General features: G+C 37.8%; 24 protein-coding genes. 2 read left to right on the top strand and 22 right to left on the bottom strand.

Annotated elements, in window-relative coordinates:
- Positions 1-10: 10 nt before the first annotated feature.
- Positions 11-745 (bottom strand): glucose 1-dehydrogenase, encoded by a 735-nt coding sequence (locus tag MHI57_RS17495; protein ID WP_095370860.1) that lies wholly within the window; start codon positions 743-745, stop codon positions 11-13.
- A gap of 199 nt (positions 746-944) precedes the next feature.
- Here MHI57_RS17495 and MHI57_RS17490 point away from each other — a divergent pair, with 199 nt between their 5' ends.
- The gene (locus tag MHI57_RS17490) at positions 945-1,523 is read left to right on the top strand and encodes a TetR/AcrR family transcriptional regulator (RefSeq protein WP_095370861.1); all 579 of its coding nucleotides are present in this window, start codon (positions 945-947) and stop codon (positions 1,521-1,523) included.
- A gap of 366 nt (positions 1,524-1,889) precedes the next feature.
- On the opposite strand, the gene MHI57_RS17485 is transcribed toward MHI57_RS17490, so the two are convergent.
- From MHI57_RS17485 to MHI57_RS17405, 17 genes are all read right to left on the bottom strand, one after another.
- Entirely contained in the window at positions 1,890-2,912 is a 1,023-nt protein-coding gene (locus MHI57_RS17485) for a siderophore ABC transporter substrate-binding protein (RefSeq protein WP_095370862.1), read from the bottom strand.
- Between the two features lie 348 nt (positions 2,913-3,260).
- Positions 3,261-4,031 carry an iron ABC transporter ATP-binding protein gene (locus tag MHI57_RS17480; protein WP_095370863.1) on the bottom strand — a complete coding sequence of 257 codons (771 nt, stop codon included), beginning with the start codon at positions 4,029-4,031 and terminating at the stop codon, positions 3,261-3,263.
- Positions 4,028-4,984, bottom strand: a complete 957-nt coding sequence (locus tag MHI57_RS17475; RefSeq protein ID WP_224938162.1) for an iron chelate uptake ABC transporter family permease subunit — start codon at positions 4,982-4,984, stop codon at positions 4,028-4,030. The genes MHI57_RS17480 and MHI57_RS17475 overlap by 4 nt, the downstream gene beginning before the upstream one ends.
- Positions 4,971-5,927, bottom strand: coding sequence for an ABC transporter permease (locus tag MHI57_RS17470; RefSeq protein WP_095370865.1), 957 nt, complete (start codon positions 5,925-5,927; stop codon positions 4,971-4,973). Before MHI57_RS17470 ends, MHI57_RS17475 begins: the two co-directional genes overlap by 14 nt.
- Positions 5,928-6,506: 579 nt before the next feature.
- Positions 6,507-7,289: a serine hydrolase gene (locus MHI57_RS17465; RefSeq protein WP_340977510.1), complete on the bottom strand. Its 783-nt coding sequence runs from the start codon at positions 7,287-7,289 to the stop codon at positions 6,507-6,509.
- Complete coding sequence (locus MHI57_RS17460; RefSeq protein ID WP_251162953.1) at positions 7,286-8,302, bottom strand: ABC transporter ATP-binding protein; 1,017 nt, start codon at positions 8,300-8,302, stop codon at positions 7,286-7,288. The genes MHI57_RS17465 and MHI57_RS17460 overlap by 4 nt, the downstream gene beginning before the upstream one ends.
- Positions 8,292-9,221, bottom strand: a complete 930-nt coding sequence (locus tag MHI57_RS17455) for a C40 family peptidase (RefSeq protein WP_340977505.1) — start codon at positions 9,219-9,221, stop codon at positions 8,292-8,294. Before MHI57_RS17455 ends, MHI57_RS17460 begins: the two co-directional genes overlap by 11 nt.
- Complete coding sequence (locus MHI57_RS17450) at positions 9,211-10,314, bottom strand: dipeptide epimerase (RefSeq protein WP_095370869.1); 1,104 nt, start codon at positions 10,312-10,314, stop codon at positions 9,211-9,213. Before MHI57_RS17450 ends, MHI57_RS17455 begins: the two co-directional genes overlap by 11 nt.
- 15 nt (positions 10,315-10,329) lie before the next feature.
- Complete coding sequence (locus MHI57_RS17445) at positions 10,330-11,256, bottom strand: S66 peptidase family protein (protein ID WP_328198959.1); 927 nt, start codon at positions 11,254-11,256, stop codon at positions 10,330-10,332.
- A gap of 246 nt (positions 11,257-11,502) precedes the next feature.
- The gene (locus MHI57_RS17440) at positions 11,503-13,131 is read right to left on the bottom strand and encodes a peptide ABC transporter substrate-binding protein (protein WP_340977501.1); all 1,629 of its coding nucleotides are present in this window, start codon (positions 13,129-13,131) and stop codon (positions 11,503-11,505) included.
- Positions 13,132-13,201: 70 nt separating this feature from the next.
- Positions 13,202-14,200 (bottom strand): ABC transporter ATP-binding protein, encoded by a 999-nt coding sequence (locus MHI57_RS17435; protein ID WP_340977499.1) that lies wholly within the window; start codon positions 14,198-14,200, stop codon positions 13,202-13,204.
- 5 nt (positions 14,201-14,205) lie between these two features.
- A complete protein-coding gene (locus MHI57_RS17430) occupies positions 14,206-15,156 on the bottom strand; it encodes an ABC transporter permease (protein ID WP_095370873.1) in 951 nt (316 codons plus the stop codon).
- A complete protein-coding gene (locus MHI57_RS17425; RefSeq protein WP_095370874.1) occupies positions 15,156-16,088 on the bottom strand; it encodes an ABC transporter permease in 933 nt (310 codons plus the stop codon). Before MHI57_RS17425 ends, MHI57_RS17430 begins: the two co-directional genes overlap by 1 nt.
- 12 nt (positions 16,089-16,100) lie before the next feature.
- Positions 16,101-16,925 carry a M55 family metallopeptidase gene (locus tag MHI57_RS17420; RefSeq protein WP_340977495.1) on the bottom strand — a complete coding sequence of 275 codons (825 nt, stop codon included), beginning with the start codon at positions 16,923-16,925 and terminating at the stop codon, positions 16,101-16,103.
- Positions 16,926-17,082: 157 nt separating this feature from the next.
- On the bottom strand, positions 17,083-17,400 hold the full coding sequence (locus MHI57_RS17415; RefSeq protein ID WP_095370876.1) for a DUF3870 domain-containing protein: 318 nt from the start codon (positions 17,398-17,400) through the stop codon (positions 17,083-17,085).
- A 175-nt stretch (positions 17,401-17,575) separates the two neighbouring features.
- Positions 17,576-18,775 carry an alanyl-tRNA editing protein gene (locus MHI57_RS17410; protein WP_340977494.1) on the bottom strand — a complete coding sequence of 400 codons (1,200 nt, stop codon included), beginning with the start codon at positions 18,773-18,775 and terminating at the stop codon, positions 17,576-17,578.
- 4 nt (positions 18,776-18,779) lie between these two features.
- Positions 18,780-20,078: a D-serine ammonia-lyase gene (locus MHI57_RS17405; RefSeq protein WP_340977493.1), complete on the bottom strand. Its 1,299-nt coding sequence runs from the start codon at positions 20,076-20,078 to the stop codon at positions 18,780-18,782.
- 100 nt (positions 20,079-20,178) lie between these two features.
- Here MHI57_RS17405 and MHI57_RS17400 point away from each other — a divergent pair, with 100 nt between their 5' ends.
- Positions 20,179-20,622 (top strand): hypothetical protein, encoded by a 444-nt coding sequence (locus tag MHI57_RS17400; RefSeq protein WP_095370879.1) that lies wholly within the window; start codon positions 20,179-20,181, stop codon positions 20,620-20,622.
- A gap of 413 nt (positions 20,623-21,035) precedes the next feature.
- On the opposite strand, the gene MHI57_RS17395 is transcribed toward MHI57_RS17400, so the two are convergent.
- Genes MHI57_RS17395 through MHI57_RS17380 form a run of 4 tightly spaced genes read right to left on the bottom strand, consistent with a single transcriptional unit; the run spans position 21,036 to position 24,562 of the window.
- Positions 21,036-21,602 (bottom strand): 5' nucleotidase, NT5C type, encoded by a 567-nt coding sequence (locus tag MHI57_RS17395; protein WP_095373549.1) that lies wholly within the window; start codon positions 21,600-21,602, stop codon positions 21,036-21,038.
- 12 nt (positions 21,603-21,614) lie between these two features.
- On the bottom strand, positions 21,615-22,703 hold the full coding sequence (gene ribD / locus MHI57_RS17390; RefSeq protein WP_095370880.1) for a bifunctional diaminohydroxyphosphoribosylaminopyrimidine deaminase/5-amino-6-(5-phosphoribosylamino)uracil reductase RibD: 1,089 nt from the start codon (positions 22,701-22,703) through the stop codon (positions 21,615-21,617).
- Positions 22,696-23,451 carry a GTP cyclohydrolase II gene (locus tag MHI57_RS17385; RefSeq protein ID WP_095370881.1) on the bottom strand — a complete coding sequence of 252 codons (756 nt, stop codon included), beginning with the start codon at positions 23,449-23,451 and terminating at the stop codon, positions 22,696-22,698. Before MHI57_RS17385 ends, ribD begins: the two co-directional genes overlap by 8 nt.
- A gap of 19 nt (positions 23,452-23,470) precedes the next feature.
- Positions 23,471-24,562, bottom strand: coding sequence for an FAD-dependent monooxygenase (locus MHI57_RS17380; protein ID WP_322910305.1), 1,092 nt, complete (start codon positions 24,560-24,562; stop codon positions 23,471-23,473).
- Between the last annotated feature and the right edge of the window lie 13 nt (positions 24,563-24,575).

Below are 24,575 nucleotides of genomic sequence, written 5' to 3'. Positions count from 1 at the left end.
TCTATATTGATTACATTGCAGTTAATCCACCATCAACGATGAATTCAGAACCTGTTGAATAGCTTGATTCATCTGATGCTAAATATAATACTAGGTTAGAAACCTCTTCAGGTTTTGCCATGCGTTTAAGTGGAATATGTTTAGAGAATTCTTCTACTTGTGCTTTCGTATCCTCTTGAATAATCATTGGTGTTTCAATTACTCCAGGATGTACAGAGTTTACACGAATGCCATAGTGAGAGCATTCCATTGCTGCGGCTTTTGTAATCCCACGAACAGCGAATTTCGTATCTGTATAACCGACTGCCCCGGCAACAATACCATTCATAGATGAAATGTTAACGATCGAGCCACCTTCTGCTTTTTGCATGGAAGGAATAACCGCTTTCATCCCTAAGAAAACAGATACTTGGTTAATATCTACAATACGACGATATTCTTCTTCCGTTGTTTCAAGTAAAGACTTAGACATTGTAATACCCGCATTATTTACTAACACATTAACAGGACCGAATACTTCCTCAGCTTTAGCTACAACTGTTGCCCAGTCTTTTTCGGTTGTTACGTTTTGTTTAACGAATAAAGCATTTTCACCTAATTCCTTTGCAACAGCCTCACCTTTTTCTGTGTTTAAATCAGTAATTACTACTTTTGCCCCTTCTTCAATAAATAGACGCGCATGAGCCGCACCCATCCCTTGAGCCGCACCAGTAATAATTGCTACTTTTCCTTCTAATCTTGCCATGTATAATTCCTCCTCTAATCTATCAAAAGTTATTCATGAAACCAGGATAATTGTCACCATTTTTATACTACATATGTAAATTAACAGAATTCTAATCAGTTGTCAAAATAAATGTTTCGAGTATGAAAATAATATTTGCTTAACGCTCTATTTTTCATGTTATACTCTTTATTAAGACACAGTATGAAAGGTGGTAGTCATGGTGGTAAAAGAAGACCGTCGAGTCGTGCGAACACGTACGAATTTAAAAAGTGCCATGTTAAAGCTGTTATCCGAAAAAGACTTTAAAGAGATCTCAATAACAGAAATATCTAAAGTGGCCAATTGTAATCGTGTGACATTTTACTCGCATTATAAAGATAGCTCTCATTTATTAGAAGATATATTTCAAGACTACCTAGAACAACTCGCTCAATATTTCCGTGATAGCTTTAAAGGAAAAAAAAGCTTCTTATTATCTGACCCAACACGTAATGTCCCCATCTTCGAATACGTACAAAAAAATCAATTCGTCTTCTCCCTAATGTTGATTGGCGAAGTGATACCAGGTTCACAAAACCATTTTTGTGAAACCATTACTAGCATTAGTCGCAGTGAGTTACAATTAAAAGAAGAAGTATGGTTTGATATAGAAGCGATTAATTTCTATGAAACCTACGCCCTTTTAGGACTATTTATCTTTTGGATAAAAGAAGACTTTCAAACAACTCCCGAGGAAATGGCTCAAAGACTTTCTTTCCTTCACTCAACCAGCTTGGGAGAGGCCATTGTTAAATAAAATGAACACTTAAGCTATACATAGATTTGTCTATTAAATTGAAATCATTCTACATTGATATGTTCATACCAACTATATTTCTCGTTAATTAAGCTTTGGGTGATGCAACAATTGTTGCCCACCCTATCTTTCTTTAGTTGTGACTGTTTAACAAACTGTGAAAATAGGGATTTTTTAATACAAGACCTTTTAGAGTCTTTCTACTCTTAATGTACGAACAAAACCTTTTTGCTCTGCTATCCTTGGTATTTCCGCTATCGTTGTAACAGCAAATCCCATCAAAAAGGATATACTTAAAACAAAAAAGAAGCATCTTTTTAAGAATGCTTCTTTTTCTATAGGATAATCGCTTACTCTAACAGCAGATTATTTTAATTCAGCTAATACTTCTTCGATTTTAGCAAGCTCAGATTGTAAGCCGCCACCACTTAAGTACCAAAGAGCACCATCAAGGTAGATCACACGATCATTTTGGTACGCTTGTGTTTTCTTAATAATATCGTTTTCAAGATCTTTTTCGATATTAGAATTGCCATCTACAGCCGCTGTACGGTCGATAACAAATAATACTTCTGGATCAAATTCTAGAATCGCTTCAAAACCGAAGTTTGAACCGTGAGATGAAGATTCGATATCTTGTGTAACTGGTTTGAAGCCGTAAACATCATAGATATAACCAAAACGAGAGTTTTCAGCAAATCCAGAAAGTTTTCCTTCATTATACATAGTCACTAATGAAGTTTCATAGTTGCCAGCTAACTCGTTAATTTCTTCAAGTGCTGTATCGTATTTTGCAAGATATTCTTCTGCTTCTTTTTCTTTATCAAACATTTTTGCAGCTACGTCAACAGAATTTTGGAATGTATCCCAATAAGCATCTTCGCTAGTACCTACAAATACAACTGGTGCAATTTCTTTTAATTCTTCATAAAATGCTGATTGACGACCAGAAATAAAGATAACGTCTGGATCAAGTTCAGCAATATCTTCTAAAAGAGGACCTTTTAAAGAACCAACATTTGTATACTCATCAGATGCATATGCCTCTAAGTGAGATGGCAAAGTAGACTCTTGAGGTAAACCAACTACCCCTTCAACTCCAAGTGCATCTAGTGTATCTAAGAAACCGTAGTCAAAAACAACAATTTTTTCAGGCATGCTTTCAAATTCTACATCTTCAAAGTTAACTGTTGTTCCGGCATCACGACTTTCAGTTGAAGCAACAGTCGGAGACACAGTCATTGGATAAGCAGAACCTTCCGCTGCATTATTTTCTGTTTGTTTATCTTCTGAGTTGCCTGCATCTTCAGCAGTATCGTCATTGGAACCACATGCAGCAAGCATTAAAACAAGCGCTAGAAAAAGACTAGCTAACTTCCATTTCTTCATATGTATGACCTCTCCCTATTGTATAATCTCTTATTAGCAATGATAATCATTATCACTGATAACAATAATCATTATAGATTGATTTAGACAAATCGTCAATACCATTTGCATAATTATTTTGAATTTTTTTAGAAAAATATTCTATAATTGGAAATTAATTATTTTACTGACTGTTTATTTCACCTATCGAAACACTTGCCAAATTTAGATTTTTAACGTTTGCTAAAAAAGAAGCATAAATTAAGATGTTTTAATAAAAGAAGCATAAAAATGAATAAATATGCATTTAAAGTTATGATAATTCCTTATAAAAAGGGGTGATAGTAACCCTTCCTATAAGGAATCTCTTTAAGAAATTTGCGAATTAAAATATACACATATACGGCAACCATCTTGCTCTTGAATAGGAATATCCATATCATAAATTTCTCGCAATGCGACCGAATTAATAATCTCTTCAGTCGGTCCATTCTTTACTACTTTGCCGTCTTTTAATGCGACAATCCGATCGGAATAAACAGAAGCAAAATTAATATCATGCAATACAATGACGACGGTTTTTCCAAGATCGTCAACTAATTTACGGAGAATCTTCATAATTTGGACGGAGTGCTTCATATCCAAGTTATTTAACGGTTCATCAAGTAAGACATAATCGGTATCTTGTGCAATAACCATAGCAATAAAAGCTCGCTGCTTTTGTCCCCCTGATAACTCGTCTAAAAACTTATCTTCCATATCTGAAAGGTTCATATATTCAATTGCCTGATCAACAAATTTCTTATCAGCGTCATTTAATCTACCCTTAGAGTATGGATACCTTCCAAACTCTACAAGATCTCTCACTGTTAACCTGACATTAATGTGATTCGCTTGTTTTAAAATCGATACGCGTTTCGCAAATTCATTGGACTTCCATTTCGTTACATCATTTTGATCAAGCAATACCTCTCCTGTATCTGCTTCTAACAATCTACTAACCATCGATAGAAGTGTAGATTTCCCTGCACCATTTGGTCCGATAAAAGAAGTAATGGTCCCTGGCTCAATTGCGACTGTAACGTCTTCAACAACAGGCTTTTTATTAAAACGCTTCGTTAATCCTTTTATTTCAATCATCCGGCTGACCTACTTTCTTTTAATAATAGATAGATGAAGTAAATACCACCAATAAAGTTAATGATAACACTTAATGTTGTTTTTAATTCAAATACATGCTCAACTAGGAATTGTCCACCGACTAAAGCTATGATACTAATTAAACTAGCACCAAGAATGAGCGTAGAGTGCTTATATGACGAGAGAAATTGATAGGACAGGTTAGCAACAATCAGCCCAAAGAATGTAATTGGCCCAACTAACGCAGTAGAAGTGGCAATCAAGACTGATGATAGAATTAGTACATTCATAACCATACGATCATAGTTAATCCCCAGGTTAATCGCATTTTCACGCCCAAGCGACATAACATCCAATTTATCCATGATGAAATATCCGTATATAAAAGCAAGTAACAATATGCCAAAAGCAATCATTAGTAAATCAGCTTTTACATTTGTAAAACTTGCAAATAACTTGCTTTGTAAACTTAAATATTCAACGGGATCGATCATTACTTGTAAGAATGTCACCAAGCTGCCAAGCAGCGTACCAATAATCATCCCAATTAATAAAAGTAAGTAAATCGGGTGTTTATCTGCTCTGAATAAGAAGCGGTATAACAACAATGCAAAAATGACCATGGCACATATAGCTGCACCAAAATTTAAATATTTGTTTAATACCCATATCGACATCGAACCCGCGAAGAAGTAAATCATCGTCTGAACTACTTCATACATAGAATCGATCCCCATCACAGAAGGTGTTAAGATTCTATTGTTAGTAATTGTTTGGAATACAACTGTAGAATAAGCAATCGCAACTCCGGTAACCACCATAGCTGCCACACGAATCATACGCCTTGGGAAAGCATAATCAAACCCACCTTTTATATCGTAAAAACCATACAGTACTATACAAACGATAGATATGACCGCCAAAACGATTAATTTGGTACTATTTTTTCGCATATGCTCTCCCCCTAAATAACATAATTAAGAAGATGACACTACCGATTACCGCAACTGTTACGTTCACCGGTATCTCATAAGGGTGGATCACAATGCGCCCAATAATATCACAAATTAATAAGAACACAACGCCTAAAAGAGCCGTATGTGGAATCGTTTTTCGGAGATTATCTCCCATATACAGAGACACGATATTAGGTACAATTAAGCCTAAGAACGGAATGACACCGACGGTTAGTACAACAGTCGTAGCAATGATAGCAACAAGGATGAGACCAATATTTAAAACCCACTTATAGCTCAATCCTAAATTTTTCGCAAATTCTTCTCCCATACCTGCAACGGTAAATTTATTAGCATATAAATAAGCCAAAATGAATACTGGGATACTTACATATAAAAGTTCATATCGGCCCGAGATTACTAAAGTAAAACTCCCCATTAACCATGAAGATATATTTTGCAGGATATCAGCTTCATACGCAAAGAAAGTGGTAATAGAAGACAAAATATTCCCGTACATTATTCCAATAAGAGGAACAAATATAACATCTTTAAATTTGATACGATCAAGTATTTGCATAAATACCATCGTACCGACAAGCGCAAAGGCAAAACTAAAAAGAACTTGCTGGGTATACGTTACGTTTGTAAAAAATAGCATGGAAATCATAATACCTAGCTTAGCAGCATCTAACGTTCCCGCGGTTGTCGGAGAAACAAATTTATTCCTGCTCAAACTTTGCATAATCAAACCAGCAATACTCATTCCTGCACCAGCTAAAATAATCGCTATTAATCTAGGTACACGACTAATCAGGAAAATTTGTGTTTCATCAGACTCCCAATCTAGCAAATCCATTGGTTTAATATCAATCGCACCGATAAATAGTGATATAAATGACAGGACTATAGCTGCACAGATTAACATCCATATTCTCATATGTAAACCTCATTATCTGTTTATTCTCATCATGACAACTGAAAATGATTATCAATCTAAGTCCATTTATCATTATATAGTATAAAAAACCCTAAAACAACAGCGAATTCCTCTAGATAGAAAGAAAAGTTAGACAATTTCAATCTAAAAAGGAGAATATATTTTGTGCCATCAAAGTTACTTGTTGGCATCTTTAGTACCATTATGTTTTACAAAAGATGGATTGATTGCGGTAAAGGCTCCGGTCTTATGGGGCATGGGGAAGTGTGCACTTTGACTCAGGGGATTCTTATACTTTAGAGGTAGACTTTCGATTTTCTCTTCATGCTTGACCTGATTCCTCACTTTCATTTCGGAGCTAATTCAACCGCTTTTGCAAATCCGAATTGGCTATTTCTCAGCAAAGACGGTTTTACCGTATCCTTGTCATCGACTCACATTTCTTCACGTTTCTATATGCGAAGAATGCAGTAATTGCCTGCTCCCATCCTCAAATCGTACAGCAATACTGATATCGCCGACTTAAACAAAAAAAGCTCTGAACACAATGGTTATTCAGAGCCTAATTTGCTATAACAACTATATTATATACCTCTTAATCGCCATTCCTATTTCACTAATAAGTTGTTTACCAATCATTTGATTAGGTAAATTAGCTGTTAAAACAGCGGCAAGAACATACTTACTTTCATGACAGAAGTAAGCACAATCATGTTGAACACCTTGTAGCGAGCCACTTTTACTTCCGTAACTAATATTTGGATGGCTCTCTTCCTCTAATTCTGCCGTTAATAATGTGAATTGTTGTTTCGCCATTATACTCTCCATGAGCATGTAGCTATCTTTTATCCATCGCCCTTTGTCTTTCATTACTCTTAGCAATTGCACCATATCGTAAGCATTTGTTAGATTATTCACTCCTCTTTCAATCGCTTGAAAGTCCATCATTTTTCTGTTTAAACATGTTTGTTCTAAATTTAAGCTTTTAATCAAACGATTGATTGTATCCATCTCCAAGCGATCAATGATCCAATTTGTTGCACTATTATCAGAGACAATCATCATTAATGTAAGGATATCTTTCCATGTAAAGGAAGGATTGGGAGATAGAGCTGATAAAACCCCTGCCCCTCCAACAGAAAGACCACCCTTTACTTCTTCTTCTAAGTGTAAACGACCTTTTTCCACTTCACGTAATGCTGTTAATAAAATGGGCACTTTTATTAGGCTTGCTGACGAAAACACTTGATGGGAATTGACTGATAAAATACCTTCGTCGGTTTCTATATGTACAGCTGCATCTAGACAATGTTGCTGCAACAACTCATTAACAGCTTGTTTCATTACCTCCAATTTACTCATGATTCCCTCGATGCAGCTGCTTGCTTACCATTCTTACCGTCTTGCAGGTCTTCATTATATAAGTGGCAAGCAACAAAATGTTTATCATCAACCTCTTGCCAAACAGGAGCTTGTGTCGCGCACACTTCCATAGCATGTGGACACCTCGTCCGAAACACACAGCCACTTGGTGGATTGACTGGACTTGGCAACTCTCCTTTTAAAATAATTCGTTCCCGTCTATCTTCTACATCAGGATCAGGTATGGGGATTGCTGATAGTAGTGCTTGTGTATATGGGTGTAAGGGTTTCTGATAAAGGTTTTCACTTGAAGTTAACTCTACTAAATGTCCTAAATACATAACGCCTATTCGGTCACTAATATGCTTAACCATGGACAAATCATGGGCGATAAAAAGGTAGGTTAAGCCTTTTTTCTTTTGTAAATCTTTTAATAGATTCACAACTTGCGCTTGAACAGATACATCTAATGCAGAGATAGGTTCATCAGCAATAATAAATTCTGGATCCAACGAGAGTGCTCTAGCAATACCAATCCTTTGTCTTTGCCCCCCGCTAAATTCATGAGGGTAGCGGTTTGCATGATCCCGATTTAACCCGACATCCTCCAGTAATTGATATACCCGTTCTAGACGTTCTTTTTTATTTTGATAAAGTCCTTGGACTTCCATCGGTTCAGAAATAATCTCTTGTACAGTTGAGCGAGGATTTAATGAAGCATATGGATCTTGGAAAATCATTTGCATTTTGCGATGGAATTGAAATTTTTCTTTTTCATTCATTTCATGAATATTTTTACCATCATATAAAACATCTCCAGCCGTACGATCATATAAGCCAATGATTGTTCTGCCTGCAGTCGATTTACCGCAACCTGACTCGCCTACAATCCCAAAAGTTTCTCCTTTTTTAATGTCAAAAGAAACCCCATCAACAGCTTTTAAAACGCGGTCTTTCCCTAAATGAAAATGCTTCTTTAATTGTTGGACTGATAAAATCGTTTCAGCTTGCATGTGAATCTTCCCCTTTTTTCCAGAAACGCCTTGCTGCCATTAGTTCTTTCTCGTATACCGTCCCAGCGAGTGGGATTATCTCAACATTCTTTCCCGTCTTTGGTGAATGCAGTAATTTACCATCCCCATAATAAATACCGACATGATGCAGCGCTCCTTTACCTTCTTCATAAGCGAAGAATAAAAGATCCCCTCGTTGTAGGGAATCAAGTGAAACTTCTTCTCCTTCAACAGACTGATCATGTGCATCTCTTGGTATGATGACACCATTCGCTTTACACGCAGTATAACTTAATCCAGAGCAATCATAACCGTAGCTACTCATCCCACCCCAAAAATATGGTAAATCAAGAAATTGTTCAGCTGATTCAACCACTTTCTCACCATCTTTCACCGACCAATCGGATCTAGATGAAAAAATCTCAACGTCACTCCGCTGTAAAGCACCTTCTCCGTCAGGTGTTTGTACAGTAACCAACTCACCTTTTTCTGAAATTAATGGTAAGACCGTTAAGTAACTTAGAGTGAGGATTTCATTTGTTTTAGTTAAATTGGCTTTTTTCGCAGTGACCACAGCAATCGGTCCTTGCATGACATCCCAGCTTTCACAAGCCGTCATTTGACATTTCGGTACCCAACCAGGGTAACCAACACTATTTTTGGAAGAAGGTTGAGTAGGTACAACCACATGAAACCATTCATTTGTCTCTTCTATCACGACGACTTCTTCACCATATAAAAGTTGTGATTGTACGAGATTGGCATTACATAGTTCTAAAGCTTTCTCATAATCTAGTGATGCAATCCAAGCATTAAGGTCAGGATTTTGCTTGATGCCTTGCTCATCTATTGCTCTAGGAGATTGGGCAGACGTCCATAACGTAGCAACAGGGACATTCGTAATCCATTTATTTACCAAGAGAAACCCCTCCTTTAATATCTACATCTATTATGCCTAACCCCGATTCGTTCGGAAATGTGATCTTTTTGCTTCTATATTGAATACCACCATCAACGATATCTTTCGCCATCATTAAAGGAGCATCAAAGTCAAATCGCGTAATATTTCTTTTACTTGCAGCAAAATGAGCGGCAGCAGTAATACCTACTTTCGTTTCGATCATGCTACCAACCATACATTCTATTCCGCTTGCTTCTGCCAATTGATTGATCATCTGGGCCTGATAAATCCCACCAGCCTTCATCAGCTTAATATTAATGAGATCTGCGCTACGGTTTTTAACGACTTCCAACGCCTGCTTCGGTGTAAAAATACTTTCATCGGCCATGATTAATGTATCAACATGATCCGTTACTTGTTTTAGGCCGTCGATATCCCAAGCTTTCACTGGCTGCTCAACTAACTCAATGCCTAAATCTAAATCTTCCAATTTTCGTATCGCAAAAATGGCTTCCTTCTTGCCCCATCCTTGATTAGCATCTAGTCTTAACTTAATTTTATTACCAATTCTACGGCGTACCTCTTTAATACGCTCGATATCAGTTGCAATACTATCTTTCCCTACCTTGATTTTTAATACATCAAACCCTTGTTGCACATAGTTTACCGCATCTTCCCCCATTTCTTCGGGGCCATTTACACTTACTGTATAATCGGTTTCTATTTCATGCGTATATCCACCTAAAAATTGATAGAGTGGTAGCTTACATAATTGTGATAAGCAATCATAAATAGCCATATCGATTGCTGCCTTCGCACTTGCATTACCAACTATTGCCGTTTGAACTATTGAAAGCATTTGTTCATATTGGGAAAAATCCGTATGCATTAGATTCGGAGCCATCACTTCGTTAATAGCCGCTTCAATACTCCCCATCGTATCACCTGTAATGACAGCTGTAGGCGGCGCTTCTCCCCAACCAACAATTCCGTTATCACAAATTATTTTGATAATGACACTATCCGCTGTATTTACTGTGCGCAGCGCGGTTTTAAATGGCTTTATGAGTGGTATAGCTACGCGATGTGTCTCAATTCTTTTGATTTTCATATTTGACATCCACCTTTATAAGACTCCATGTTCAATCGTTAAATCTTGTGTCTCGGCATTAAGCTTTGCAGGTACACCAAGTGGTAAAGAAAAATGCGGTGTACAATGACCAATCATGAAGCCTTTCACAGCTGGCTTTCCGATAAGTTTAAAATAGTAATCTAACACTTCATCTAGTGATAATGATTGTTCTCTTTCAGGCTTACAATTCTTAAAATTCCCAATGACGAACCCTGCTGCTTGTTGGAGCTTCCCAGCCATATATAGTTGATTCAACATGCGGTCAATCGATCTCGGCTCCTCATGAACATCTTCGATTAAGATAATTTTATCCTTCGTATCAATCTCAAATGCAGTTCCTATTGTGCTAGTGAGCAAACACAGATTACCTCCGACAATGTCACCTTCTGCTACTCCTGAAACAATTGTCTCAAGATTCCCTAATGTTTTAGGATATACCCTACCTTCTGGTTCCATTATTTGCTTCATAAAAGTCTTCGATAACGTTTGATCCTCTTGCACTGAGCCGATATCTGAAGCTAGCATCGGTCCATGAAAAGTAACTAACCCCGTCTGTTGTCGAATAGCTGTATGTAGAAAAGTAATATCACTATAGCCCCAAAAAACCTTTGGATTTTCAGCAATCATTTTATAATCAATATCATCAGCAATTCTAGCTGTTCCATAGCCACCTCCTGCACAGATAATGGCTTTGACTTCCTTATCAGCAAACATCATATGTAAATCTTTTAATCTATTCTCATTCGGCCCAGCTAAATAACCGTATTGTTCAAAGAGAGACTGGCCGAGCTTTATTTTCAATCCTAATTCTTTCTCCAAAAAAGCAAATGAACGTTTTAAGTTTTCTTGATTTGGTGGGCTTGCAGGTGCGATTACCCCGACTGTATCCCCCATGCGTAATCTAGCCGGTTTGATGATCATTTCCCCACATCCTTTTCATTGTCATTACTTCAATATATGCGTATGTGTATTCTGTTATTTCATCACTACCTAACATCACAAGCAATCTTTTAAGCGCGATTAGGCAAATCTAGACATCAATCTATTTATTTCTCAGGAAATATTGTCGAAATATAAGAGCTGTTCAGCTATCATTTCTTACTATATGTGAAGAGTGAACCCTCGAAAGGGCTCACCTCACCATTCAAACCTCATATCTTAATAAAATTATTTTTTATCTGCCCACTTCAATTCGATATAGCCAACTGGATGGCGAACAATACCAGTTATATCTTCATTCTGTAAATACACTTGATTGTAGAAGTGAATCGGCATGATCGGCATTTCTTCAAAAAGGATTTTCTCGGCTTCATACATCATTTCAAAACGCTTTTCTTCGTTTGCTTCGTTCTTAGCATCTTTAATCAATTTGTCATATTCTTCATTAGACCAACCTGTACGGTTCATTGAATGTCCTGTTTGGAAATTTTCTAGGAAGTTAATTGGATCAGCATAGTCAGCTAAGAAAGAACTTCTAGAGAATTGGAACTTAAGAGCTGTTTGTTCTTCTGAAAAGACATTCCATTCCATATTCGCCAATTTCACACTAACATCTAAGTTTTCTTTAAGCATTTGTTGGATCGCTTCTGCCATTTTTTTGTGATTCTCACTTGTGCTATAAGTTAACGTGACTTCAGGAAGTGTTTCATATCCTTCTTCTTCCATTCCTTTTGCTAAAAGAGCCTTCGCTTCCTCAAGATTAGTTTCTACCAGATTACCACTAGCTTCACGGAAATCCTTACCTGATGGATCTTTAAACCCTGGGGAAACAAATCCATATGCTGGCTCTTCACCATTTTTTGTAACGTAATCAACAATCTCTTGTTGATTGATTGCCATGACAAACGCCTTACGAATATTCACATTTTGGAATGGTTCCATCGTTACATTAAAACGGTAGAAATAATCTCCCGCCTGTTCGACCATTTGTGCAGAACCATCAGCAAATAATTCTTCGCTCAACTCCGCTGGAACAGCTGATGTATCAAGTTCACCAGTTTTATACATTTGATATTCTGTTGTTTCATCATCCACCATCGCCCAGTGAACCTTGTCTAACTTCACATTAGTTGCATCCCAATAGTTCTCATTTTTCTCCATTACAAAGTGGCTATCATGCTGCCATTCTGTTAATTTGAAAGGTCCATTTGAAACATATGAATCAGCTTCTGCGAACCATTCTGGGTTTTCTTCAGCCACTTTTTCATTAATCGGGAAGAACGCCGGATTCGTGATAACGCTTAAGAAGTAAGCTTGTGGACTTGTTAATGTTACTTCAAATGTTTTTTCATCGACAGCCTTTACTTGAACATCATCTGCAGAACCATCGCCGTTATTAAAAGCTTCTCCACCTTCAATGAAATAACCTAAAAACGCGGCAGCCGAACCAGTATCTGGGTTTAGTAGCCTTTTCCACGCATAAACGAAATCGCCCGCTGTTACATCATCGCCATTAGACCATTTCGCATCGTCTCTTAAATGGAATGTATAAACTTTACCATCCTCAGAAACATCCCATTTCTCAGCAATTGCTGGAGCTGGTTGGTGATCCTCTCCTAATCTTGTTAAGCCTTCCATCAAGTTATTCAATGCCGACCAAGAGACACTATCAAAACCGATTGGCGGGTCAAAAGAGGTCGGTTCTTGGGCATTATTCATATACAATACTTTTTCTGCCGCCTCTTCTCCTCCTCCAGTTTCACCATCTGTTTCCTTCCCTGCCTCCTCATTCGCTGTACAAGCAGATAGAACAAGAGCGAAAACTAGTAATAATACAAGTGAGAATAGCTTCTTCATCATATTTCCCCCTTCATCTTTATAAAATTTTATATTTTCAGCTATTTCAGCTGATAAATATTAAGACTGCTTACTTGACCATCATTTTTAATTTTTGCGCCCTTTCATCTTGCAACCAACAATCCACTTTATGTGTATTGGAAAGTTTCTTTTCACGAGGAATGATCTTATCACATACTTCCATAGCAAAATCACATCTTGCTGTAAATGGACAACCAATTGGTGGTGAAAATAAATCAGGGGGTGAACCTAAAATAGGAACCAGTTCCCCGCCAATTAGATCGAGTCTCGGTACAGATTGCAACAACCCTTTCGTATAAGGATGCTGGGGCTGATAAAAAATTTCTCTCCTCGTGCCTTCCTCAACGATTTTACCAGCGTACATAACGGCAATGCGGTCAGCTACTTGGGCGACCACACCTAAATCATGTGTGATCAAAATAATGGATACATCAGTCTTCTTTTGTATTTCTTTAAATAAATCAAGTATTTGCGCTTGGATTGTTACATCCAAAGCTGTTGTTGGTTCATCAGCAATAAGAATTTCCGGCTCACACACCAGGGCGATGGCAATCATCAGCCTTTGTCTCATCCCCCCACTAAATTCATGAGGGTAGTTTTTCATACGCATATCTGCATCAGGAATACCGACAAGATTTAACATATCAAGTGACCGTTTTCTTGCCTTTTCTTTTGTTGAACCATCATGTTGTATAATGCCTTCTATGAGCTGCTTTCCTACAGTCAATGTCGGGTTTAATGCCGTCATTGGATCTTGGAAAATCATTGAAATATCCTTCCCGCGTACAGTTCTCATTTCTTTTTCAGAAATATTCACGAGGTCTTTATTTTTAAATCGAATCGCACCAGACGCAATCTTTCCTGGTGGTGAGGGGATGAGCCTCATAATACTTTGTGAGGTCACACTTTTCCCACAACCCGACTCGCCAACAATGGCTAATGTTTCTCCCTTATTTAAGTCGAAGGTAACACCTCTTACTGCTTTTACTTCTCCGCCATACGTCTTAAACGTTACATGCAGATCTTCCACTTCAAGTATTTTCTCCATGATTGTTACCTCCTTAACTTAGGATCCAATGCGTCTTGTAAACCGTCACCTAACACATTAAATGAGAACATCGTTAAACTAATAAATAACGCTGGGAAGAATAGTCTCCACCAATCTCCAGTTAATATGGAAGTGAGTGCATCATTAGCCATCGATCCCCAACTAGCTAGTGGGGGTTGAATCCCTAACCCTAAGAAACTAAGAAAGGCTTCAGCGAAAATGGCTGATGGTACTGTTAAAGTCATCTGAACGATTATCGGTCCCATCGTATTCGGAAGTAAGTTTTTACGAATGATTCTCCCCGTTTTCGTACCAAAGGTTTTCGATGCCATTACAAATTCATAGTTTTTCACCTGAAGAACTTGCCCACGGACAATCCTTGCCATTCCTACCCAGCCTGTGATCGACAGGGCAAAAATAATGGTGAATAATCCTGGTCCCATGACCACACTTATTAAAATCACAACTAAAAGATAAGGAAGACCGTATAATACCTCTACAATCCGCATCATTACATTATCTGTGCGTCCACCCTTATAACCGGCAATGCCTCCATAAGCAACACCAATGGCAAAGTCAATAAGTGCTGCAGCAAGACCAACAAATAAGGAAACTTGGGCCCCTTCCCACACTCGAGTAAAGACATCTCTACCTAGTTCATCTGTGCCAAACCAAAATTCTGAAGATGGCGCTAAGTTTTGATTCGCCAGCATTTGTTCCGATCCATTATGAGGGGAAATCAACGGTCCTACAAAAGACATAATGGTTAAAAGAACAAGAAAAACGAGCCCTGACATAGCCAATTTATTCTTCAATAGCCTTTTCCATGCATCTTGCCAATAAGAAAGACTTGGTCTAACTACCGCTTCCGCTTTTCTTTCATCTTTTTCTTTCGGGGAAAACCAATCATCTGGAATATCTGTATATGTATCGTTCGTTTGCTTTTGTATCTCCATCAGTTCCCCTCCTTTTTATGAAGCTTAATTCTAGGGTCTAATATGCCGTAAGCAATGTCGACAAGGAATAACATGACGATTAATATCGAGCTGTAAAACACCGTAGTCCCCATAATGACTGGATAGTCACGCGTATTGATACTCTCAACGAAATACTTCCCCATGCCCGGGATAGCAAATATTTTCTCAATCACAAATGTACCTGTAAGAATACTGGCAGCTAATGTACCTAGCACGGTTACTACCGGTAAAAGCGCATTGCGCAGTGCATGTCTAAAAACGATTGTTACAGGCTTCAAACCTTTCGCTTTCGCTGTGCGAATATAGTCCTGAGTTAACACTTCTAGCATGCTGGATCTTGTAAGCCTAGCAATAATTGCCATCGGTCCAGTCGCAAGCGCTAGAGTCGGTAGCACCATATGCATTGGACTCGACCATGTTGCTACAGGAAAAATTGGAAGGTTAACTGCAAGTTGCTGAATTAGCATGGTTGCCATGACAAAATTCGGAATGGAAATACCTAAAACAGCTACAGTCATAGCTAAATAATCTATAAAGCCATTATGTCTAAGGGCGGCGATCACGCCGAGGGTAATCCCGGATATAACGGCCACTATGAGGGTTACCATCCCTAATTCAAAAGAAACAGGAAAGCCCCGACCGAGCATATCATTAACCGACTGCGCCGGCTTTTTAATCGAAGGTCCAAAATCAAAGGTAACGACAGATTGGATATAAGAAAAATACTGGACATATAGTGGTTCATCTAAATGATAGAATGCTTCTAAGTTCCTTTGAACAGCTTCACTTGTTGCACGTTCATTATTAAATGGCGAACCTGGTATAGCATGCATAAGAAAGAATGTAAGTGTGATGATTACCCATAAGGTGATGACCATCGCCCCGAGTCGTTTTCCAATGTACTTAAGCATAGACACACCTCCTTAGCAATATGATGTTCTCGAAGCTAATTCAGTCATGACAAGCATGGCACGATAAGCCTCTAAGATGTCTTTCGCTTGAAATTGCACCGTTGTTGTTCCCTCTTCCAAATGAGTTCCGGGCATTAATGCTGCCCACTCTGCTTGACCATAATTAGCAAACTCAATTTTAAGGAGCGGCTTATCTGGAGGCACAAGCGGCTTAACTCTTTCTTTATTCTCTATTGCTTGCACTGTCTTTTCTTTCAATAAAATCTCTGCTTTTGCTGGCGTAAGTGACTTCACTGCTGAACGGGTAATCGTTTCTTTCACTATCGCTGTCGTTATATGAGGAATTAAGCTTTCTGCTTCTTTCGCTGCTTGGTCATCACCAGCCACCATGATGACAGGGACACCATAGTATCCAGCTACATATGCATTGAACCCCAACTCACCAACAACAACATCGTTAATAAACATATTTCTCACATTAAAAAACATAGAATGCGACATTACGCCCTTCATGGAAGCGCGGGCATGATATCCGACAAAAATTGCTCCAGCATAAGATTCATCTAAGCCTTCTACCATTGAAAAGGGCTTTACATCCCCAGTAATCAAACTTGTATCTGGATGGAGATATTCAATCATTAAATTATTCATTTTCGAATGACTATCATTCACAAGCACCTCTTCACAACCTTGATTGAAGGCCTCTGTGATTACATAGTTCGCTTCATCAGTCATAATTCTCCGACCACGTTCATAGTTGTTTTTAGCTGAATCTACTTGAGTATAATCAGCAAGCCCTGTAATTCCTTCCATATCGACTGACACATATAATTTCATTTTGTCCCCTCCAGCTTATGATTCTCAGAAAATTTAAAATATTTTACAAATAAATATCATACCTTCATCATTAGAAATCAAAAAAATCCAACGACCAAGGCATAGTGAAATAAACCTTTAGTCGCTGGATTTTATCTGCGATAAACAGAAAAAGCAGCTATTTCATTTTAATTTGGTTATATTTAATAAGTGCATTGCGATACGCTACCATTATGGCTTTCTGCGATGATCCAAAATATCTCGTTTCGATTTCATTTAATAAGAAATCCGACTCCAACAAACTTTGCCCAACGAAAATAGATTGGATGAAAGCTGATGTTAAACCTATGGTTGAAGAGCATTCAGCATCGATAATCTTCCCAGAATCTTTCTCAACCACAAAGGCAATGAAAAAACCATTGTATTGTTGCATGATCGCATTGTTAGAAGAGGTTTTACTCTCTCCAATAATATAGAGGGTATTTGGCGGAAACATTTTTCTTCCTCCTAGCCAGTATGGATATTACAAGAGGTGCTTATGTAAAAACATAAACATTCATTGTAATGCATAAGACCCTTACTTAGAATTGTAAACCATTCGTCCTAGCTTTGACAATCAATTTTCAATATTTTTCGTAATATTTTTTTAATTTTGTCTTATTTATGTTAGATTATATAACATATGAAAGCGCCTTGTCTAGCAGGACTTTCCCCTCTACACTGCGCTCTCCGCCACCTTGAGCGAAAGTTTGGTTGCCTCCACCCTTACCTTTTATCTCAAGGAGTAACTTGCTACAAATTTCCTTCATGCTAAAGTCTACTTGTGTTCCACTTGCACAAATACATTGAAGCTTGTCTTCCGTTTCATTAATAAACACAATAAGATTATTCTCTTTCTCTGCTGTCATCCATTTGGCCATCCATTGCAATTCACTGATTGAACGATTAAGAAAAACCTTACCGACAACCAAGCAGTTATCGTTTGTCTTTGCTGTAGTCATTAATTGACGTGCTTCAAATTGCAAAAGTTGTTCTCCATTTACCTCTAATTGCTTTTGCAAGCTTTTCATATCCACTAAAAGCTTTTTAATTGTTTGTGCTACATCTTCCTCAGGTGCACTTAATAACTTGGTTGCTTCATTCAAAACTTTATTTTTTTGATGCAATTGCTGCAATACCCTTGCACCACAAACAAAGTAAATTCGCGTTTTCTTTTTATGTCTCTCTGTTCCGAGAATTTTAATCGCACTTACTTCACCAGTTGAAGAAGGGTGTGTACCACCACATCCATTATAGTCAAATGATGGAATAATCACTAAACGAATATGATGAGAGACCGTTGTTTCTTTTCGAAGTGGATACTTATAAAGATCCTCTTTCTCTACCCATACTGTCTCTATTTCTCTATTTTCAAGAATGATTTGATTCGCTACATTTTCCACCCTTTCGAGTTCTTCATCCGTTACGTCTTCAATGTCTAAATCTATTGAAACAATTTCTTTGCCTAAATGAAAGCTAATCGTTTGATATTGAAACGTTTCAGCAAAGGCAGCTGAAAGAATATGCTGACCAGCATGCTGCTGCATATGATCAAAGCGACGGTCCCAGTTAATTTTACCATCGACTTTCTCCCCTTCGTCTAACAACTGCGCCAAATAATGCCTAATCTCACCCTCCTTTTCTTCAACATTCATTACCTCTACACCATTTAGCCATCCCTTATCAGCAGGTTGTCCACCACCGGTCGGGTAAAACGCAGTTTCTTCTAATACGACGTAGCTGCCTTCTGTATCTTTACCTACCTTAGAGATATTTGTTGTAAATGTTTGTGTATAAGCATCATTATAAAATAGCTTTTTTGTGAAATTCATCTCTTTATTCCCCCGCCTTTTTTGCCAAATGTAAATATTGTTGCTGTATTTCATCAGGGACCATACTGCCACCTGTTCCCCATACGAGATGAGTTACCTTACTCATATTAGTGATACCAACCTGCTCAGAATACATTGATTGAAGGATTTTTTTCGGACCTAAGAACCCTGCTAAAGCTGAAGGCTCCAAGAAAATACCCTCCTCGTTTTTCAGAAAATGCATCATTTCATACAACTCACGGTCCGAAACAGTATATACACCACTTATCGCTTTTTCTAGCATATGACCAACTAATTGAGAGGGGCGTCCAACAGCGAGTCCATCCGCCTCTGTCTTCAGCTCTATTCCAATATCCTGTACCGAAATCTTCTCATGCAGGCCTGTTCGCAAACCTAATAACATGGCCGGTGCGTGTGTCGGTTCAGCAAAGAAACAATGTACATGCTCACCAAAAACTTGTTTTAAACCAAAGGTAATGCCCCCTGGTCCCCCTCCTACCCCACAAGGTAAGTAGACAAATAATGGATACTCTTGAGAGATGCTAATTTGCTTTTCTTCTAGCTGTTTCTTTAGACGAAAGGCAGCAACTGCATACCCAAGAAAAAGGTGTTCAGAATGCTCATCATCTATAAAATACATAGTCCGATCGCTCTCTGCTTGTCTTCTACCTTCAGCTACCGCCGCGCTAAAATCTGAAGTATGCTCGATGACCTGTACACCTTTTTGCTTCAATAATTCCTTCTTCCACTTCTTTGCCTCACTCGACATATGTACATATACGCGAAATCCAAGTTTTGCACCCATTATACCGATACTTAAACCAAGATTACCTGTAGAACCAACAGCTATACTATACTGTGAAAAAAATGCCTGCTGATTAAATAATTTGCTATAATCATCAGTAAGGTTAAGAATCCCTTCAGATAAAGCAAGGTGTTCTGCATGCTTTAATACTTCATATATCCCACCTCTAGCTTTAATAGATCCCGATATAGGAAGTTCATTATCTGCCTTTAGCAGTAAGTCTCCTTTGACATTTACATGTTTTTCCTTCATATTGAACAATGTGAGTAGAGGAGATTCAATGATACCCTTCTGCTTGCTTGTTTCAGGAAAAGCTTTAGCAATATATGGAGCAAATCTTTCTAAACGTCTTATAGCGTCTTCAACATGTACACTAGATAAAGGACCACGAATCGTAGAATCATATTGTTGATTCAACCATAGTACTGGTTCATATTTAACTAGCTTTTTAATAAGTGAATCATCTGCTAATAACTGTTGTATTTGATTATTTATCATATCCTATACACCTTCTTATCATTACGCTTTATCCTTATTTTGGCCGAACTACATTGGTTTTGTCGAGTGTAATTGTAAAATTGAGAAAGGAAGAACCCCCATGACTACATTTAAAAAAATGAATCTGCTGAGCCTATTTTATGCACTCATCGCTTATTTCCCCGTACAACTTTCAAGCAATGTTAATAGAATCAGTCGCTGGACAGGCATAAATGTCAGTATGGTTATCATTATTAGTAATACACTTATTCTGATCATCCTTCTCTTAGGTACTGCCTATATTTTTCATTTAACTACAAAATGGCTACACCATAAAAGAATAAGATATTTTACTAGCATTACTTGGATTCCTTTCTTTTCCATCATGATGCTTATCACTGCAATATTCTTACCGTTTTCAATGACAATCGAATCACCTAACCCAGTCACCAGTATCATTATTCTTATTTGTGTTATTCTCTATCCTATTTACATATTAATTGTTAATGGATTCATAGCCATGACTCAATCATCTGAACAACCTTTAGTAGATAAAATGAAGTAAAGCTAATTCACTACAATTTAAGTAAATTTATTCACAAAGAGTTGTACACATCTTGTGTTACAGCCTTTTGTGATTGATTTTACTCCACTTAAAACTAGCCTCTCCATGGGGAGCTGGCGGCTGTTCCAAACAGTGAATATCTTTTTCAATTACTCAAAACTCTCCCTCCACTTTTTCAACAAACATATCACTTCTTAGCCAATTTTAAAAAAATCGAGAGTCTATCGGAATTGAGTCATGATATTTTAACGATATGGAGCACTTCTATCAACCTTTTGGAAGTGTATACATCAAGCAATAATTGTATTTCGTATTTCATTTCATTAGATTCCTTCACTTTTACTATTTCCACGAGATGCTAAAAAAACTGACTCTATATTGTCGTACGCATACGACAATCTGAGTCAGTTTTTTTATTGGTCGATATTTCTTAAATACACTTGCCAGTCTTTTATTCTTTCCCAATCACAAGCCTCTTGATTATATGATTGATCCTTTAAAAAACATGTGACCTTTGTCTCTTTGAGTGTGTGCAATATTTGTGGTTTATCATCAACATAATAATCTAGCTGAAGATCTTTAATGATATTCACTTTTTCGTGATCCTTCATTCCACAGAAAAAGTGACCTTCTTCAATTGGAAAACCGAATTGCTTCATCCAAGCTTTCGTTTGCTGGCAATAGTCCGCATCTCTTGCGGTAATATAAAAGATCTCATGCCCCATTGCCGCCAGCTTCTGTAAAAGCTCAAGTGCGCCAGGAAAAGCTTTGCAGTTCGTAAAAAAGATTTCCTCTTGATGTTGATTCCACATTTTGAAACCTTCATCATCAGTCAAATCATATAAAGAATGGATTTCAAGTGTGTTTAATTGTTGAAGTGCAGATGCTTCAATCTCCTTCTTTAATTTCCGATTATAAATACTTAATGCATGTCCTCTTAAATCGATTAAAGTATCATCAATATCAAAACCAAACCTCATCATTTCAGTCCTTTATTTGTTAGTAGGATATCCAACAAACTTAAAGTCTTTGCCAATCGGAGTCACCGTTACATGCTCTAATTCTACCGCTTCACTCATAAGAGCAACCCCTGTACCTTCTAAAAAGGTTGGTGCTTCTTTTCCACCAACTAACTTAGGCGCTAAATAAATTACTACTTTATCAATATAACCGTCCTCTAAAAAGGACGCACTGACATTGCCGCCGCCTTCAATCAGAACAGAAGAAATTTGCTCTTCTTTTAACATAGTCATTACTTCAGCGATAGTTACTTTTTCTGTTGCTGTATGAAAGAGACGAATGCCCTTCTCTTCTAGCTGGGCTTTCTTCTCTTGATCATAGTAGGAACCAGTAAAAACCCATGTTGGTGCTAATCCATCATTAACAAGCTGACTTTCCATAGGGATACGTAAAGTTGAATCTAACACAAGTCTAATGGGATTTCTACCATTTTGTATTCTAGACGTTAGAGCTGGGTCATCATGAAGCACTGTTCCAATTCCAACTAAAATCGCTTGATGGTTACTTCTTAACTGGTGTACATCTAATCTTGCTTCTTCTGAAGTAATCCACTTACTGCTAGCTGTATGTGTAGCAATTTTACCATCCAGTGAAATACCAGATTTCAGTGTAATGAAAGGACGATCAGCAGTTATATAATGATTAAATACCTCATTCATCTCTATTGCTTCTTGTTCACAAATACCAATAATTACTTCGATACCTGCTTTTTCTAATATCCTTACTCCATTCCCACTAACAATAGGATTGGGGTCTAATGAAGCGATAACGCATTTTTTTATCCCCGCTTGAACAAGGGCCTCCGCACAGGGACCCGTTCGTCCATGATGGGAACAAGGTTCCAAGGTAACATAAATCGTTGCCCCTTTCGCTTGATCCCCTGCCATATTGAGAGCATGAATTTCTGCATGTGGTTCACCTGCTTTCATATGCGCGCCGATACCCACAATCCGCTGGTTATTTACAATTACGGCACCTACAAGCGGATTGGGATCTGTTTGTCCCTTCATCGCTTTGGCATTTTGCAATGCTAACTCCATGTAAAATTGATCATTACTCATCTCTCGACACCCCTTCTGCCTGAAGATGTCCGGATTTTAACACCTTTGTTTGCAGATACTTTTCATTAAAATCAGAGATATCCCCCCATAGTGGTGTCCGACCTACTAATAAGGCTCCTGCATCTGTTAAAGCATCTAATTTCTTGGGATTATTCGTGATTAATGTAATAGGCTTTTTCCTCAATTGTTGTAATACAGTGATTGCTTCATCATATTTTCGAGAGTCATCCACAAAGCCAAGCTCTTCATTTGCCTCGACGGTATCATAACCATTTTCCTGCAGTACATAAGCCATCGCTTTACTAAATAACCCAATGCCTCTTCCCTCATGATTAGCTAAGTAAAACAATGCGCCCGAACCATTTGCCACCATCATTTTCATAGATTGCTTAAGTTGGTATCCGCAATCACAACGCTTGCTGCCAAAAATATCCCCGGTATGACAAATCGAGTGGAAACGCACCAATGCATCTTCACTATCCTCAAAATCACCGTAAACAAGGACACTTGATTGCTGTGAATCAGCAAGATTAGCAGAAGATAAATGAGCGACAATCTTGCTCGTATCTTCCATCACTTCAGCACTATCTAACCAGCAATACCATTTAAAATGCACAGTTTCTCCATCTAGGTTTACAGGTAAGCGAATCGGCCCTACTAAATAAACAGAACGATCACCTCGATCAATTCTCTGAATCTTTTTTTCTAATATTTCAATTGCTTTTGTTTCTATGTTTATTTGATTCATTTATTTCTCCCCCTAAGACTCAGGCAGAGACAAACTGCTCTCTGTATGAAGCCTCCATCTTTTGTTGCTCTAATTGTAAAGATTCAATATCTGTTCTTCTATATCTTTCAAACTCATTTAAGCATGCAGCACTTGTATCGTTTGCAGCTAAAGCTTTAACTATCGTTGGATATAAAGTTTCTGCATCAATCAAGGCACTATTTAAGCCAAATGCGCCTGTTGGACTCATCGTATGAGCTGCGTCTCCCATTAGTACTAAGCCATCCTTAACCCAAGTTTGGCAACGACAACTTTGTACATTTAGTAAAATAAAATCCTGCCACGATTGAATATACTTTAACACAGATTGTTGTAAATCTGGAAATGCCTGAATTAACTTTTCTATATATGTTTCCACTGGTTGTTTCCTAATCTCTGCAAAAGCACCTTTATCTATATTCCATCCCACTTGAATATAAGAATTCGTTTGTGTAAAAAGCGCTAGTTGATGATCGTTTACTAAGCCTTGTCGTATAACAGGTTGCCAATTTTGTGGTGCAGGGAATTTTGCCCAAAGTAAATCGTAATCGTGTTCAATTTTTTCAAATGGAATTTTAGCTAGCTTTCTAATCGTTGAATGCCTACCATCTGAACCAATAACAATGGAGGAGTGAATCATTATTTCTTCTCCATTTTTCCTTTTCGCTTTTACCCCTTTTACTTTCCCATCTGAGAGCATCAATTCAGTAGCCCTTGTACCTGTTAATAGGCGATAGGCGGAGAACTGTAAAGATTCTTTTAATAGAACTGATAATAAATGCTTTTGCGGTACATGGATGCCAACATGTCTTTCATCTGGAGCAGGTGAGACAGTTCTAAGAATTCTCCCGTTCTGCCAGTACTCTATTCCTTCCATCGGCAATACACCTAATTGTTTGACCTGATCAAACAAATGATATTTTTTAAGTACATTTTCACCTAAGTGATTTAAATGTTCTCCTCTGAATTCTTTATCCATATTTTCATTACGTTCTAGCACGATGACATTGATGCCATTTTTCGCTAATAAATATCCCAATAATGCGCCGCCAGGTCCGGCACCAACAATACATACATCGTAGTTAACATCCATAAGGCTCACCTTT

The sequence above is a fragment of the Cytobacillus sp. FSL K6-0129 genome, assembly GCF_038007625.1.
GTDB classification, from domain to species: domain Bacteria; phylum Bacillota; class Bacilli; order Bacillales; family Cytobacillaceae; genus Cytobacillus; species Cytobacillus kochii.
This window is presented reverse-complemented; position numbering and strand designations above follow the sequence as displayed.

Coding starts and splice junctions, on each gene's coding strand:
- MHI57_RS17495 (WP_095370860.1), bottom strand. CDS start 745: ATGGCAAGATTAGAAGGAAAAGTAGCAATTATTACTGGTGCGGCTCAA.
- MHI57_RS17490 (WP_095370861.1), top strand. CDS start 945: ATGGTGGTAAAAGAAGACCGTCGAGTCGTGCGAACACGTACGAATTTA.
- MHI57_RS17485 (WP_095370862.1), bottom strand. CDS start 2,912: ATGAAGAAATGGAAGTTAGCTAGTCTTTTTCTAGCGCTTGTTTTAATG.
- MHI57_RS17480 (WP_095370863.1), bottom strand. CDS start 4,031: ATGATTGAAATAAAAGGATTAACGAAGCGTTTTAATAAAAAGCCTGTT.
- MHI57_RS17475 (WP_224938162.1), bottom strand. CDS start 4,984: ATGCGAAAAAATAGTACCAAATTAATCGTTTTGGCGGTCATATCTATC.
- MHI57_RS17470 (WP_095370865.1), bottom strand. CDS start 5,927: ATGAGAATATGGATGTTAATCTGTGCAGCTATAGTCCTGTCATTTATA.
- MHI57_RS17465 (WP_340977510.1), bottom strand. CDS start 7,289: ATGAGTAAATTGGAGGTAATGAAACAAGCTGTTAATGAGTTGTTGCAG.
- MHI57_RS17460 (WP_251162953.1), bottom strand. CDS start 8,302: ATGCAAGCTGAAACGATTTTATCAGTCCAACAATTAAAGAAGCATTTT.
- MHI57_RS17450 (WP_095370869.1), bottom strand. CDS start 10,314: ATGAAAATCAAAAGAATTGAGACACATCGCGTAGCTATACCACTCATA.
- MHI57_RS17445 (WP_328198959.1), bottom strand. CDS start 11,256: ATGATCATCAAACCGGCTAGATTACGCATGGGGGATACAGTCGGGGTA.
- MHI57_RS17440 (WP_340977501.1), bottom strand. CDS start 13,131: ATGAAGAAGCTATTCTCACTTGTATTATTACTAGTTTTCGCTCTTGTT.
- MHI57_RS17435 (WP_340977499.1), bottom strand. CDS start 14,200: ATGGAGAAAATACTTGAAGTGGAAGATCTGCATGTAACGTTTAAGACG.
- MHI57_RS17430 (WP_095370873.1), bottom strand. CDS start 15,156: ATGGAGATACAAAAGCAAACGAACGATACATATACAGATATTCCAGAT.
- MHI57_RS17425 (WP_095370874.1), bottom strand. CDS start 16,088: ATGCTTAAGTACATTGGAAAACGACTCGGGGCGATGGTCATCACCTTA.
- MHI57_RS17420 (WP_340977495.1), bottom strand. CDS start 16,925: ATGAAATTATATGTGTCAGTCGATATGGAAGGAATTACAGGGCTTGCT.
- MHI57_RS17415 (WP_095370876.1), bottom strand. CDS start 17,400: ATGTTTCCGCCAAATACCCTCTATATTATTGGAGAGAGTAAAACCTCT.
- MHI57_RS17410 (WP_340977494.1), bottom strand. CDS start 18,775: ATGAATTTCACAAAAAAGCTATTTTATAATGATGCTTATACACAAACA.
- MHI57_RS17405 (WP_340977493.1), bottom strand. CDS start 20,078: ATGATAAATAATCAAATACAACAGTTATTAGCAGATGATTCACTTATT.
- MHI57_RS17400 (WP_095370879.1), top strand. CDS start 20,179: ATGACTACATTTAAAAAAATGAATCTGCTGAGCCTATTTTATGCACTC.
- MHI57_RS17395 (WP_095373549.1), bottom strand. CDS start 21,602: ATGAGGTTTGGTTTTGATATTGATGATACTTTAATCGATTTAAGAGGA.
- ribD (WP_095370880.1), bottom strand. CDS start 22,703: ATGAGTAATGATCAATTTTACATGGAGTTAGCATTGCAAAATGCCAAA.
- MHI57_RS17385 (WP_095370881.1), bottom strand. CDS start 23,451: ATGAATCAAATAAACATAGAAACAAAAGCAATTGAAATATTAGAAAAA.
- MHI57_RS17380 (WP_322910305.1), bottom strand. CDS start 24,562: ATGGATGTTAACTACGATGTATGTATTGTTGGTGCCGGACCTGGCGGC.